This window comes from Acinetobacter sp. ME22 (genome assembly GCF_022012315.1).
Classification (GTDB): Bacteria; Pseudomonadota; Gammaproteobacteria; order Pseudomonadales; family Moraxellaceae; genus Acinetobacter; species Acinetobacter brisouii_A.
This window is the reverse complement of record NZ_JAKLTL010000006.1, coordinates 172,817-185,959: the sequence shown is the minus strand read 5'-3', so window position 1 is coordinate 185,959 and position 13,143 is coordinate 172,817. Positions and strand designations below refer to the sequence as shown.

The following is a 13,143-nucleotide window of genomic DNA, read 5'->3' as shown; positions in this document are numbered from 1 at the left end:
CATGTCTAAAATTGCTTTAATTTATATGGGTGGGACATTTGGCTGTGTAGGTGAACCTCTCAGTCCAATGCCAGAACATGAGTTTTTACCTCGTCTACATCGTTATTTGCCAGATCACTTGAGCATCGAATGTTTTGCTGCACCTGTGATTAAAGACAGTAGTGCCTATACCGCAGTCGACTGGCTCAAACTGGCACAATTTATTCAACAATTACAAAGCCAAAGTTTTCAGCATTTTGTGGTGATTCATGGCACAGATACCCTGAGCTATGCCAGTGCAGTCCTTGCACGAATTTTGGCAGCATCATGCCACTTGATCATTACAGGCAGTCAGTTCCCATTACTCACTGTTGATGGTACAACCATTCGTGAAGAGACTGATGCGCGAGATAATTTATGGTTTGCTCTTGAGCATATTTTCAAGGTAGATGCAGGTGTGTATTTAGCCTTCCATCATCAGTTATTTCATGGTCGTACCGCACTTAAAGCCCATACAACTGAATTAGATGCATTTAGAGGCGTTGCCTCCACACAAGCCATTGCACAACATTCTCAAGCAATGACCGTGACTGAAACCATGCTTGAACGTGCCCAGAACCTGAATATTTTAAACTGGATGATGCAGCCGATTGCCCTAGAGCAGCTTGAAAAGAACTTGGCTCATGTCCTTGAAAATGCACCTGACTTCTTGGTTTTACAAGGTTTTGGTACAGGTAATCTGGTCACCAATCCTGAAATTATTGAGATTTTCCAGCAGCTTAAACAAAAGAACTGTTTACCTGTATTGAATACGCAAGTGACTGCGGGTGGCATTGATCAGCGCTATGCGGTGAGTGCATGGGTCAAAGAAGCCAATATCGCAGTGTCTGACTGTTTAGGTCATGCCGATTTGTATGCCAAGTTGTTAGCACTCTATTTACAGTACGATCAAGCAAATGACTGGTTGAAACACTGGCATGAGTGAAATAGAAATGACAGCGCAGCGTTATGCGATTGGGATTGAGTTTTGTGGTACAGCCTATCGTGGTTGGCAAACTCAGCAAGCAGGTGTTGCGAGCGTTCAGGAAACCCTAGAACGAGTGCTTAGCAAAGTTGCCAACCATGCTGTTATTTTACATGGCGCAGGGCGGACAGATGCTGGTGTGCATGCAACCAACATGGTGGCACATTTTGACAGCCCAGCAGATCGTTCTGAACGTGGTTGGATTATGGGAACCAATAGTCAACTTCCGAAAGACATCTCGATTCAGTGGATCAAGCGAATGGATACAGACTTCCATGCACGCTTTAAAGCCACTGCACGACGCTATCGCTATGTGGTCTATAACGCAGCTCATCGCCCTGCTTTGCTACACAAACAAGTCACGCATATTCATCAGACACTCAATGTCGCAAAAATGATGGAAGCCGCACAAAAATTTGAAGGCACACATAACTTCGAAACTTTTCGTGCAGCAGCTTGCCAATCCAATCAACCTGTTCGCCATGTGAAGCATTGCCGCCTTATCCAACATGGGGCATTTCTGATTTTAGATATTCAGGCAGATGGTTTCTTGCATCACATGGTGCGCAACATCATGGGCTGTTTACTGGAAATTGGTCAGGAACAATATCCGATTGAACATATTGATGTGATGTTTGCTGCAGAAGACCGCAAAGCAGCAGGCGTGACTGCCCCTGCGGATGGTTTGTATTTTATTCAAGCCTATTATCCAGAGCAATTTGATTTACCCAAAGTTGCTTTGGGGCCGCAATGGCTGAACTGGCCAGAGTGACTTGATTTAGTCACTCTGTTTTCGTTTGCGGTACTCAATCGGTGTTTCATTCGTCCAGCGTTTAAATGCGCGATAGAAGGTACTTGGCTCGGCAAAACCTGTCAGGTACACAATCTTCTCAATACTTTCATGGGTATTCGCCAGTAATTTTTTCGCCAATCGACAACGATATGCCGAGAGAATTTGTTGAAAACTGGTTTCTGCATCGCTCAATAAGGTACGCAGACGACGCGGTGTAATCTGTAACTGCGCTGCGACACTTTCTAGCGTGGTTTCGCCTTGTTCTAATGTTGCACCAATTGCCCGACGAACTTCGCTAACTAAATCATAACGAGCTAATTCCTGTAGTTTTTCATGAGCAAGCTGTTCATGCAATTGCAAAAGATCAGGGTCGGCCTGCCAAAGCGGATGTTTTAAAATGGCTGAATCAAAATACAAGCGTGTTTCTTTTTGCCCTAAACTGACAGGGCATTCATAAACCCGAAAATATTCTTCAGGTGCCGCACCTTCCTGAAAATCAAAATCAATAAACAGCGGCTGAAATTGTCCTTCCGTTAAAAATTTAAAAAAACGTAACACACCAGAAATCGCACATTCTGAAAAATGGCGGTTCAATAATCGATTAGGATGTGGTTGTGTACCATTGGTCAAATAACATTGCCCATCTTTACAAACCAGTTGAGCCTGAAAAGCATCACTAATCAAACGTTGATAAGCCAATGCCCGATGTAAACCTTCGCCAAAATTTTCACTACTCATAAACAGATGTTCAATGACCTGACCACGATATAGAGGTAAATGTTCCCCTAAGTGAAGACCAATATCAGGATCATGACTGACCTGTTCAGCAGCTAGCCAAAAAGCATTTTGAGCACTTACAGGGGTACGTTGATTGGTTTCAAGTTGGCTGATTGCCACACCTGCCTTTGTCAAAATTTGCTCTGTTGACAATCCTGCCCGACGTAGTGCCTGATAGCCAAGTCGCAATATGACTGAAGCATCCGTTAACTGCCCCATATTTCCACCTATTTTCATCCCTGCATTGCCATTTTTCAGAGTACTGAGGATTGACCAAACTGACAACCTGATGCATTGGGTTTGGGCGAAAAAAGTTTAGACGCACGGTTCACTTTTGCTGCTTTTCATCGTGCTTTATTTGGCTTTATATTGTTTTATTGCTGAATTTTGTCTATAATTTGCGCCTTGTTATTTATTCTTTTAGGTAGGCTATGGCCAATAAAGAGGAACTGATTGAGTTCGAAGGCGTTGTCACCGAAACGCTTCCTAATACCATGTTCCGTGTTCGTTTAGAAAACGGTCATGAAGTGATTGCTCATATTTCAGGTAAAATGCGTAAGCATTACATCCGTATTTTAACGGGTGACCATGTTAAAGTTGAAATGACTCCATATGACTTGACCAAAGGTCGCATCACTTACCGTGCGCGTTAAGTATTAGTAGAAGCAAAAAAAGCCACATTATTGTGGCTTTTTTTAGGCTTAGCGTAATGCTGATGTTTTACAGCCAATGGTTGTACACTCACGTAAGCGCTCGTGTAACCAAGAGTTACGCTCCTGAGTCTTGCGTAACTGGCATCCTGTAGAAATTACCGTACCCACATCAGATTCACCTGAACAGCTTTGATCACGGTCTCGAATCCAAGTAAGTTGTGAACGCTTGAGAATGGTCTTTTGCTGAGGGTTCAATTTGCTACGTAGTTCCTGATAGGTCTTATTCAGCTCATTGTCTGCATTGACATAGACTTTATTATCACAGTGCACTGCATCATAGGTATTTCTGGCATGATCACAATTATCTGCATAGGCACTCAATGATAAACCTAGCAGTAATCCTGCTAATCCTAATTTACGTTTCATTTTCATCATTTTCTCTATGTTGCTTGTTATAAAAAATCGAATTATTTTAAATTTTATAAATAGAAAAAAGCGCGATCTTCAAAGATCACGCTTTTTAAATCTGTTCAACTTAAACTAAAGCTGCAACCACTGCGGCACCCATTGCCTTAGTGCCAACTTTGTCCATGCCTTCAGACATAATATCTGCGGTACGTAAACCTTGATCTAAAACTTGACCCACAGCATCTTCAATCGCTTTAGCTGCTGCTTCTTCACGGAAAGTGTAACGTAGCATCATTGCCACTGAAAGAATCGTCGCTAATGGGTTAGCCAAGTCTTTACCCGCGATATCTGGTGCTGAACCGTGACATGGCTCATACATGCCTTTGCCATTTTCATCAAGTGATGCCGATGGCAACATACCAATCGAACCTGTCAACATCGCAGCTTCATCAGACAAGATGTCGCCAAACAGGTTGCCCGTCACAATCACATCAAACTGTTTTGGCGCACGCACCAATTGCATCGCAGCATTGTCCACATACATGTGTGACAAATTAATCTCAGGATATTGTTCTTCTTTAAGCGCAGTTACGGTTTGCTTCCAAAGTTCAGTCACTTCAAGTACGTTGGCTTTGTCTACTGAACAGACTTTGCCACCACGTAGGTTCGCCATTTCAAAAGCAACTTTGGCAATACGTTTAATTTCAGACTCTGCATAAACGTCAGTGTTATAACCCTGTTTTTCACCGTTTTCGAGTTCACGAATCCCGCGTGGCTGACCGAAGTAGATTCCGCCTGTCAATTCACGAACGATAAGAATGTCTAAACCCGCTACAATTTCAGGCTTCAAGCTTGAAGCATCTGCCAATTGCGGATACAAGATCGCTGGACGCAAGTTCGCGAATAAGTTAAGTTCGCTACGGATTTTAAGTAAACCACGTTCTGGACGGATTGAGCGCTCAATACTGTCCCATTTTGGCCCGCCAACCGCACCCAATAAAATTGCATCGGCTTTTTGTGCCTGTGCGCTAGTCACTGCTGGGTAGGGTTCGCCATGTGCATCAATCGCTGAACCACCGAGTAAACCATGTTCCCACGTTAAACCTAAATTAAACTTGTCATTGACTGTGTTTAAAACAGTTTCCGCAGCAGCAACAATCTCAGGGCCAATACCATCGCCCGCTAAAATTAAAATATGTTTAGACATAAAGGGTTCCATTTATCACAACAACTCAGGCGCAAATTGCCCAGTTAAAGTTTTTGTTCCACAAATTCGCCCAATCCTGTCAGCACATTATAGGGCTTACAAAAACGGCGAATTGGGTGTTGATCTTGCAATAGCACCACACACAGTGGATCTGGTGCTGATACGTTCAACAAACTGCCTGATTGTTTACTTCGATTGCGATACATTTTGAAGCTATAACTTTTATTCGCCTTAAAATTGTGAATCACACTGATTTTTTCAGCACGATCCATCGAGATCGGATAGAAGCGAATCACCACTTCATGCTGCTGGTCAGGTACGGTCAAATATAAAGAATTGTTATAGCTTGTGGTTTTACTATTTAAACGCACATAGCCTTTTCGAATGGCTTCATAATTCACCAAATGTGTTGTGTCATCCACAATTTGAATATTATCAAAGCGTTCAAATTCGCAATTGGCAGTCCCTGTACAGTACAGTTTGACATTTGCAGGTCGTTGTTCAGGTGCAATAAACTTGATCGCCATGGTATCAACCGCACGTTGCGTATGTTGACACGCACTCAGCAATACCGCAGATAACCCCAAGAAAGCACCGCGACCGATGTTTTTTAACATGTGAATAGCCCAACCTTTTGCCGATCAGCAGATTGAATTACATAAAATAATTCGACATGTTAGCAATAGTTGGGCTTTCGCGCCATGTTTATAGTGCAACAACTTAGCCCTGTAATTCTTGGAAAACCCAAGGGCGTGCTTGTTTGGTTTTGGCTTCATATTCACGGATTAAATCCGCATCTTGTAAAGTCAAACCAATATCATCCAAACCATTTAACAAGCAGTGTTTACGGAATGGATCAACTTCAAATGCAAATGCTTGACCCGATGGTGTACGCACTTCTTGCGCAGCCAAATCAATCGTTAACTGATAGCCTTCAGTCGCTGCACATTCCTTGAAAAGTTGATCAACAATTTCTTCTGATAAAATGACAGGTAACATGCCATTTTTAAAACTGTTATTGAAGAAAATGTCTGCGAAACTTGGGGCAATCACGGTACGGAAACCATACTCTTCAAGCGCCCAAGGTGCATGTTCACGGCTTGAACCACAACCAAAGTTGCTACGTGCAATCAGCACCGAAGCACCCTGATAACGCGCTTGGTTTAACATGAAGTCAGGGTTTTTCGGACGTTTGCTAATGTCTTGTCCCAAATAACCTTCATCCAAATAACGAAGCTCATCAAACAAGTTGTCGCCAAAGCCTGTGCGTTTAATCGATTTCAAAAACTGTTTTGGAATAATCAAGTCGGTATCGACATTGGCACGGTCTAAAGGTGCAACGATACCCTGTTCAACTGTATACGCTTTCATCTGCGACTCCCTTAGAATGTACGAACATCAACGAAATGACCTGCAATTGCCGCTGCTGCTGCCATTGCTGGGCTGACCAAATGGGTACGCCCACCATTGCCCTGACGGCCTTCAAAGTTACGGTTTGAGGTTGATGCACAGTGCTCACCTGGTTGTAACTTGTCAGCATTCATCGCCAAGCACATTGAACAACCCGGCTCGCGCCATTCAAACCCAGCTTCAATGAAAATTTTGTCCAAACCTTCTGCTTCAGCTTGCTGTTTCACCAAACCAGAACCCGGAACAATCATGGCTTGTTTAATGCTTGTTGCTACTTTATGACCTTTCACCACTTCAGCCGCAGCACGAATATCTTCAATACGTGAGTTGGTACATGAACCGATAAATACGCGATCCAACTGAATGTCTGCCAAAGCCTGACCTGCCGTTAAACCCATGTACTGGTAAGCACGAGTCCAGTCTTTACGCTGTACGTCATCTTTTGCCTGTTCCAACGTTGGAACCGCTTGTGATACTGCAATCACCATTTCTGGAGATGTCCCCCAAGAGACTTGTGGTTCAATCTCTTCGCCGTTTAACACTACAACCGTGTCAAATTCAGCAGCATCATCAGAATGTAAAGTATTCCAGTAAGCAACCGCTTTGTCCCAATCTTCACCTTTTGGTGCATATGGACGGTCTTTCACATACTCAATAGTTTTGTCATCCACAGCCACCAAGCCAACGCGTGCGCCTGCTTCGATTGCCATGTTACACACCGTCATACGACCTTCCATCGACATGTCACGGAAGACTTGACCACCGAACTCAATCGCGTGGCCTGTACCACCGGCTGTCCCGATTTTACCGATAATCGCCAAAACCACGTCTTTAGAGGTCACGCCTTTGCCCAATGTACCATCGACACGAACCAACATGTTCTTCATTTTCTTTTGAACCAAGCATTGGGTTGCCAATACATGTTCAACTTCTGAAGTGCCGATACCGTGTGCCAAACAGCCAAATGCACCATGCGTCGCTGTATGTGAATCACCACACACCACAGTCATGCCTGGCAAAGTTAAACCTTGCTCTGGCCCAACCACATGTGCAATACCTTGACGTACATCATTGATATCAAACTCAACAATGTTAAAGGTTTTACAGTTGTCATCTAAAGTTTGGACTTGAATACGTGACGTATCATCTTCAATTCCAGCAACGCCCTGCTCACGTTCTTTTTTCGATGTTGGAACGTTATGGTCAGGCGTTGCAATGTTGGCACTTAAACGCCACGGCTGACGACCTGCAAGTTGTAAACCTTCAAATGCTTGCGGTGAAGTCACTTCATGCAACAGGTGACGGTCGATGTAAATTAAACTCGAACCATCATCACGTTGCTTCACCAAATGGTCATCCCACAACTTGTCATATAATGTCTTGCCTGCCATGTCGACGCGCTCCATTGGACTGGGTAATTAAATCTTCTATTTTCATTATAAGCGGTGTTTCGCATAAATCTAATTTATCATTTTTATAAATCAATAAACTTTTTGGAATGAATTAAATTATGAAATTCATCCCTCCATAGGCATCTACTTTACCAATCAAAATAACAAAAATATTCGTTTTTACAAATTTAAAAGTCAGCGTTAATCTCTATTCAAGATCAGCATCGAGCAGAGGAATCTCGATATGGCACACATTCAACACTTTGTGATTACCCATCAGCGAATGTTCAAAAAAACCCTAAGCTACTATGTCATGCATATTACGGTTGCCATGTTGGTGGGATATTTTGTAACAGGTAACTTTTGGATAGCGATGACCCTGAGTTTACTTGAACCGACTGTTCAAGCATTTGCTTACTTTATTCACGAACGCTTTTGGGAAAAGCATAATCTCAATCAAAAAGAAAAAATCATGTCCTCATAACTCACCCCATTTCTCTTGCTGATAAAGCCACTTTTCAGTGGCTTTTTTAGAGAGCTTGAAGCTTATTCATCTGCGCAATAACCAAAGATTCTGGGATTAGGCAGAAAATTCAAGACGCATATGTAAAAAGGTTTATTTTATTTTGCTTAATCCACATGATTCTTAAATAATAGAAAACTATAAAAATAGTTTATGGATAATAAACATGAATTTAGCCGCTTTTGAAGCTTTTATTAAAGTCATGGAAACAGGCTCGATTTCGCTTGCCGCCGATCAACTGTTTATTACCCAACCTGCGGTCACAAAACGTATCCACTGTTTAGAAGAATATTTTGGCGTTACCCTGTTTGAGTCAGCAGGTCGCGGGATTCAACCCACACATATCGCTCATGAACTTCTGCCCAAAGTCAAAACATGGCTAAATGAACTAGGTGAAATGCATCACACCCTCAGCCATCAACATACGAGTGTACAAGGTCGTTTAAAAATTGGTACCAGTCATCATATTGGTTTGCACCACTTGCCGCATCATCTCAAACAATATGTTCAGCATTATCCCGATGTCACTTTAGATGTACATTTTGTTGATTCAGAGCAAGCCCATGAACAGGTTTTGGCGGGTGATTTGGAATTGGCTTTTTTAACCTTACCACCGCAACTGGATGAACGCTTAAAGTATCAATCGATCTGGAATGACCCTTTGGTGTTTGTGGCTGCACCATTTCATCCGCTTGCTGCCAAAACTCAGCTTAGCTTAGAAGATCTGATGAGCTATCCAAGTTTGTTGCCTGCTGCGAAAACTTATACCAGTCAAATCACGCTGGCAGAGTTTGAAAAACAAGGCTTAAAACCCAAAGTCAGTATGAGTAACAACCCTCTAGAATCGATTCGCATGTTGGTTTCGATTGGTTTGGGCTGGTCAGTGCTACCCTTAACACTCGTTAATCAAGACCTGAAAAGACTACCACTCGAAATTAAAATGCAGCGCCAACTGGGTTTGGTCTGGCATCCTGCCCGCACCCAGTCGCGTGCTATGCAAAGCTTAATTCAAATGATGCAGACACAACATTAATCACCACCACAACTACTACAACCACTGCTACAGCTTGAGGATGAGGATTGTGACTTGAGATACTGGGCATAATCCTGTTGAATTTGCTCTAAAACAAAGGTCTGCCCCTGTGGCCATTGCAGCAACTGATCTATCGCAAATAAACGCGGTAGATGAGTGGCATGTTGAGGATTTAGCCCATGCAAACGACAGCTATATTGCCATGCAGCATATAACTGTTGCTGCTGCTCTTGAGGTGAGGTATGGGCAGTGTAAGGCTGATGTTGGACAACACGCCCCAAACTTTGCAGACAAAACTGGCGATACAATTCAGGATATTCCAAGAAGATATGCCATAACGCATCCACTGCATGTGATGGCATGGCATATGCCTGTTTACGCAGAATATGCAGTGCCCAATAATCCTTAAATCCCTGCTCAATCAGACGGTGCTGCTTAAAACTCACTTGAGGGTAACACTGCTCAAACTGTTGCCAAACTACCCGATCAATCTTGAGTTCATTCAACTGCTGTAATTGTTGATTGCGTTTACGGTCTGCCCAATCACCATAAAACACCACAACTGTGACTACAACCACAGGTAGCCACCAAATCACAAAGAATGGAGTTTTCCACCATCCCCAACTAATGAAGATAAAGGCGGTAAAGAATAACCAACGAGGCCACCGCTTTGCAGCATAACGGTGAAGACTAAGAAACATTTGAAACATGGTGGAAGCGTATTCTTCCTGATTTATTTTTATTTTACTCATGCTTCAAATTTAAAAGAGCAAGATGTCAAATAGATGACAATTCCTCTACCCTAAGCCTAAAATTTGCCGAATCTGTTGAGCCACTTGTTCAACAACTAGACCCTGATTTGGTAAGGTCAGCGTCAATAACTGATCTGAGCGAAATTTTCGATCAATTTCAAGCATGATATGGGTACAGGCGGCTTGTGTGACAAAAGACACTTCAACTTCATTGAACCCGCTAAAATGATGTACAGAAACAAACTCCAATTCCTGATAACAGCCCAACGTTGAGCGAAAAGCAGGCGCTGTGATTTGCCCTTTTTCCACATCTACAGTTGCCAACACAAAACCACAATACTGCATTGCCTGTAAAAATACCTGCATGGTGGGTGTTGGTAAAATATTTAAGTAGTCGCGATCTGTTGCATCCAATCCCCAATCTACATCCATATACGTCTGTATCCAGACACGCGTGGCGTTCTGACGACAAGCAACTTCGGTAATCGGGGTTTCGAGGGGCAAAGCCAGACTAAAAGGAATACAATGACTTTGATTGGCAGGTAAAATAAAACGAGAATTGACCAACCAGTCTTGTAAAATCAAAGCCTGATTGCTTTCATGATCACCTGACTCGACTTCAGCCAGCGTCATCAACTGTAAATTCAGACGATTAATTTCCTTATCGGAAGATCCACCTTGAAAGCGAATTTCTCCATGCAAGGTTTCACCTGCATAAAGTTTTGGGTTATGCAAACGTGTTTCCACACTCACGCCTTGCATCCCCAGTCCTGACAAAATTTTCTTAAACATCATTTCTCTCTAATTTTTAAAATAAAAACTTACAACACATCATCGCCCGCGACAGCGATTTTTCCATCCGAAATTTCATTCATAAACAGTTGATAATCTTCAAAATTACGTTCAGAAGATGCCATCGCATAACGCTGTAAAGTCTCAACTATGCCATCACCTTCACCCAAATATCCCATCACTACATCAGCATTGCCTGCTTTGGCATGGGCATGAGCCAAAGCAAAACCACAACTTTCTGCATATTCATGAAAATAGGCTTCATCCATATCCTGTAAATCGACTGAAATCTTCATATCGCGTAACTGACGCACATGAAACTGCTGTTCAATTCGAGAAAATCCCAAGAAAATATCGCTTGCGGCTTGCATTAACTGTTGCCCATGCACAACACGTTCACCTTCATGTGCGACTCGCTCAAGAAAGAGTGGGCTTAAAATAGAGGGACAGGCTTCTTTCATTTGTAAAATTAGAGGTTCACGGTCTGCATCCTCAAAAAGCGCAATAGCTGAGCGCGTTCCCACACTTCCAACGCCAACCACTTTCATGGCAACATCGGTTAATTGATAACGGTCAAATAAAATACGGCGATCATATTTCAATGAATCTCGATAATATTTAAAGAATTCATCCGCATCTTTGGCAAAGGGTTCATCCGCTTGGGGGTGCCACAACAAAGGTGGTTCATCAATAAAATGACGAAATCCTGTTTCAGGGTCTTGTTCAGTTAACTTAGGCAATAAGGAGTGTGTCGTGCGTTTTTCTGCACGATCCAAATGTTTAGCACGTTTTTTACGTAATTTTTGACATTCGGTACTTTTCAGCAGGGTGCTCGCATCCACTTTTTCATACCACACCTGTAAAGGTGACAATTTCGTATGCTCAGTGAGATGTGTACGGTAGCTGTTGAGCATAATTTTTACGGCTTTTAAACCTGCTCGCTCACTGAGTCCAATATCTTGAGCTGCAATCACAAAACTGGTCGCTAACCGCTTAAGATCCCATTCAAACGGTGCAACCAATGTTTCATCAAAATCATTAATCCCAAATAGTAAATTACGTTCAGGACTGGCAAAACCGCCAAAATTACTCAAATGACAGTCACCACAAATTTGCTGAAACAAACCTGAATGCTGCGGCTCCCAAGCCTGATCAAACAGCATCAATGCAGGCATTCCCCGATAAAAAGTAAATGCCGAAACACTCATACGTTTTGCCCGAATTGGCTTGAGGTGTTCGAGTCGCCCTTGATTACTCCAATCATAAATCGTCAATGCATTGGTATTTTTGGGACGCTGAGATAAATCCGCAAGGTTTTGCCGTGGATGGGTTTTACGCTGTGCTTTCCCCAAAGCCAAACCATCGGCTTTTTTCAATAATTTACCCTGATAACGGTGCGAGGTAAGATCAATACTGTCTGACGTCCAAAGTTGATTTGGCAATGCAATTTTTTGTTGTTTCATAGCAGCCTCTAAATTTATTGCTGAGTTGTTATAGCAATAAATTTAGAGGCTGCGTGAAGATTTTTAAAAATAAATCGACATAATCTGCACGTGCTTGATATGTCTCGCTGAGCATATTGAAATCTCGTTCAATACAGCAGAAAATAAATCAGCATGAAGTCATTAAATCGACCAGTCTTGGATTTTCCACCCCTGCTCTTTGGCAAGTTGTTCTAAACGGTCATCAGGATTCACCGCAATTGCATGGGTTGCATATTCAAGCAAAAAACGATCATTGATAGAATCTGAATATGCCCAAGACTCATCAACTTCACGACCTGCCAACCACTGTTCTAAACGCACCAGCTTACCTTGCTGATAACAAGGTGTACCCGCCACTTTACCTGTGTAATAACCATCTTTAACTTCTGCATTGGTGGCGATAATTTCAGTAATTCCAAACTCGCGAAAAATAGGCGCAGTAATAAAGTCACTGGTCGCAGTAATCCCAACAATCGCATGTCCTAAGTCTTTATGCTTTTGAATGGCATGGAAACCTTTTTGGCGCATTTGCGGACGAATGATTTTTTGCATAAATAATTGATGTAAATCAGTTAAATATTGATTTGAATGTTGAGTTAAAAACTCAAATACAAACTCATTATAGGCAATCGGATCAAGCATTCCTGCCTTATAGTCTTCATAGAACTTATCATTCATTTGGCGATGATGCACGGGATCAACCAAGCCTTCATTCACTAAAAATTCACCCCAAGAGTGGTCTGAATCGGTATTTAACAGGGTGTGATCAAGATCAAATAAAGCCAATTTCATGGAAATTCTCGTTAAAACTGAAAAATTAAAGCAAAAAAATGTAAATCAGTTGCCGCTAATGCAAAGAAATTCGTTAAGATCATAGCAATTTTTAACAATATTCTGAGGTCTTTTTTTGTGTTGGA

Annotated in this window: 15 protein-coding genes; 5 read left to right on the top strand and 10 right to left on the bottom strand. The window is 42.3% G+C overall.

Translation table 11 applies throughout. The features are described 5' to 3' along the window. Nucleotide 1 precedes the first annotated feature (1 nt). Entirely contained in the window at nt 2-964 is a 963-nt protein-coding gene (locus LVY74_RS10430) for an asparaginase domain-containing protein (RefSeq protein WP_237815017.1), read from the top strand. A 7-nt stretch (nt 965-971) separates the two neighbouring features. Then, entirely contained in the window at nt 972-1,775 is an 804-nt protein-coding gene (gene truA / locus LVY74_RS10425) for a tRNA pseudouridine(38-40) synthase TruA (protein ID WP_237815064.1), read from the top strand. Between the two features lie 6 nt (nt 1,776-1,781). Here truA and LVY74_RS10420 read toward each other — a convergent pair whose 3' ends face one another. Beyond that, the gene (locus LVY74_RS10420; protein ID WP_237815016.1) at nt 1,782-2,792 is read right to left on the bottom strand and encodes an AraC family transcriptional regulator; all 1,011 of its coding nucleotides are present in this window, start codon (nt 2,790-2,792) and stop codon (nt 1,782-1,784) included. A gap of 212 nt (nt 2,793-3,004) precedes the next feature. On the opposite strand from LVY74_RS10420, the gene infA reads away from it, so the two are divergent. Further along, the gene (gene infA, locus LVY74_RS10415) at nt 3,005-3,226 is read left to right on the top strand and encodes a translation initiation factor IF-1 (RefSeq protein ID WP_004754324.1); all 222 of its coding nucleotides are present in this window, start codon (nt 3,005-3,007) and stop codon (nt 3,224-3,226) included. 48 nt (nt 3,227-3,274) lie between these two features. Here the strand turns inward: infA and LVY74_RS10410 are convergent, their stop codons facing one another. The 5 genes from LVY74_RS10410 to leuC form a co-directional block, all read right to left on the bottom strand. Beyond that, nucleotides 3,275-3,652: a lysozyme inhibitor LprI family protein gene (locus LVY74_RS10410; RefSeq protein ID WP_442862794.1), complete on the bottom strand. Its 378-nt coding sequence runs from the start codon at nt 3,650-3,652 to the stop codon at nt 3,275-3,277. Nucleotides 3,653-3,761: 109 nt separating this feature from the next. Beyond that, entirely contained in the window at nt 3,762-4,841 is a 1,080-nt protein-coding gene (leuB, locus tag LVY74_RS10405; RefSeq protein WP_151776780.1) for a 3-isopropylmalate dehydrogenase, read from the bottom strand. A gap of 44 nt (nt 4,842-4,885) precedes the next feature. Then, nucleotides 4,886-5,458, bottom strand: a complete 573-nt coding sequence (locus LVY74_RS10400; RefSeq protein ID WP_151708637.1) for a hypothetical protein — start codon at nt 5,456-5,458, stop codon at nt 4,886-4,888. A gap of 103 nt (nt 5,459-5,561) precedes the next feature. Then, nucleotides 5,562-6,212, bottom strand: a complete 651-nt coding sequence (leuD, locus tag LVY74_RS10395) for a 3-isopropylmalate dehydratase small subunit (RefSeq protein WP_111895217.1) — start codon at nt 6,210-6,212, stop codon at nt 5,562-5,564. 11 nt (nt 6,213-6,223) lie between these two features. Further along, nucleotides 6,224-7,642 carry a 3-isopropylmalate dehydratase large subunit gene (gene leuC / locus LVY74_RS10390; RefSeq protein WP_237815014.1) on the bottom strand — a complete coding sequence of 473 codons (1,419 nt, stop codon included), beginning with the start codon at nt 7,640-7,642 and terminating at the stop codon, nt 6,224-6,226. 244 nt (nt 7,643-7,886) lie between these two features. On the opposite strand from leuC, the gene LVY74_RS10385 reads away from it, so the two are divergent. Together LVY74_RS10385 and LVY74_RS10380 are read left to right on the top strand one after the other, a co-directional pair. Further along, nucleotides 7,887-8,126, top strand: a complete 240-nt coding sequence (locus LVY74_RS10385; RefSeq protein ID WP_237815013.1) for a DUF2061 domain-containing protein — start codon at nt 7,887-7,889, stop codon at nt 8,124-8,126. 205 nt (nt 8,127-8,331) lie between these two features. Next, entirely contained in the window at nt 8,332-9,198 is an 867-nt protein-coding gene (locus tag LVY74_RS10380) for a LysR family transcriptional regulator (protein WP_237815012.1), read from the top strand. On the opposite strand, the gene LVY74_RS10375 is transcribed toward LVY74_RS10380, so the two are convergent. The 4 genes from LVY74_RS10375 to LVY74_RS10360 form a co-directional block, all read right to left on the bottom strand. Further along, on the bottom strand, nt 9,195-9,899 hold the full coding sequence (locus tag LVY74_RS10375) for a hypothetical protein (protein ID WP_237815011.1): 705 nt from the start codon (nt 9,897-9,899) through the stop codon (nt 9,195-9,197). The genes LVY74_RS10380 and LVY74_RS10375 overlap by 4 nt on opposite strands. A 96-nt stretch (nt 9,900-9,995) precedes the next feature. Then, a complete protein-coding gene (locus tag LVY74_RS10370; protein ID WP_237815010.1) occupies nt 9,996-10,742 on the bottom strand; it encodes a sporulation protein in 747 nt (248 codons plus the stop codon). A 29-nt stretch (nt 10,743-10,771) separates the two neighbouring features. Next, the gene (locus LVY74_RS10365; RefSeq protein WP_237815009.1) at nt 10,772-12,205 is read right to left on the bottom strand and encodes a DUF2252 domain-containing protein; all 1,434 of its coding nucleotides are present in this window, start codon (nt 12,203-12,205) and stop codon (nt 10,772-10,774) included. Between the two features lie 162 nt (nt 12,206-12,367). Further along, nucleotides 12,368-13,018, bottom strand: a complete 651-nt coding sequence (locus tag LVY74_RS10360; protein WP_237815008.1) for an HAD family hydrolase — start codon at nt 13,016-13,018, stop codon at nt 12,368-12,370. Between the last annotated feature and the right edge of the window lie 125 nt (nt 13,019-13,143).

Coding starts and splice junctions, on each gene's coding strand:
- LVY74_RS10400 (WP_151708637.1), bottom strand. CDS start 5,458: ATGTTAAAAAACATCGGTCGCGGTGCTTTCTTGGGGTTATCTGCGGTA.
- LVY74_RS10365 (WP_237815009.1), bottom strand. CDS start 12,205: ATGAAACAACAAAAAATTGCATTGCCAAATCAACTTTGGACGTCAGAC.
- leuD (WP_111895217.1), bottom strand. CDS start 6,212: ATGAAAGCGTATACAGTTGAACAGGGTATCGTTGCACCTTTAGACCGT.
- LVY74_RS10380 (WP_237815012.1), top strand. CDS start 8,332: ATGAATTTAGCCGCTTTTGAAGCTTTTATTAAAGTCATGGAAACAGGC.
- LVY74_RS10370 (WP_237815010.1), bottom strand. CDS start 10,742: ATGTTTAAGAAAATTTTGTCAGGACTGGGGATGCAAGGCGTGAGTGTG.
- LVY74_RS10420 (WP_237815016.1), bottom strand. CDS start 2,792: ATGGGGCAGTTAACGGATGCTTCAGTCATATTGCGACTTGGCTATCAG.
- infA (WP_004754324.1), top strand. CDS start 3,005: ATGGCCAATAAAGAGGAACTGATTGAGTTCGAAGGCGTTGTCACCGAA.
- truA (WP_237815064.1), top strand. CDS start 972: ATGACAGCGCAGCGTTATGCGATTGGGATTGAGTTTTGTGGTACAGCC.
- leuB (WP_151776780.1), bottom strand. CDS start 4,841: ATGTCTAAACATATTTTAATTTTAGCGGGCGATGGTATTGGCCCTGAG.
- LVY74_RS10385 (WP_237815013.1), top strand. CDS start 7,887: ATGGCACACATTCAACACTTTGTGATTACCCATCAGCGAATGTTCAAA.
- leuC (WP_237815014.1), bottom strand. CDS start 7,642: ATGGCAGGCAAGACATTATATGACAAGTTGTGGGATGACCATTTGGTG.
- LVY74_RS10360 (WP_237815008.1), bottom strand. CDS start 13,018: ATGAAATTGGCTTTATTTGATCTTGATCACACCCTGTTAAATACCGAT.
- LVY74_RS10375 (WP_237815011.1), bottom strand. CDS start 9,899: ATGTTTCTTAGTCTTCACCGTTATGCTGCAAAGCGGTGGCCTCGTTGG.
- LVY74_RS10430 (WP_237815017.1), top strand. CDS start 2: ATGTCTAAAATTGCTTTAATTTATATGGGTGGGACATTTGGCTGTGTA.
- LVY74_RS10410 (WP_442862794.1), bottom strand. CDS start 3,652: ATGAAACGTAAATTAGGATTAGCAGGATTACTGCTAGGTTTATCATTG.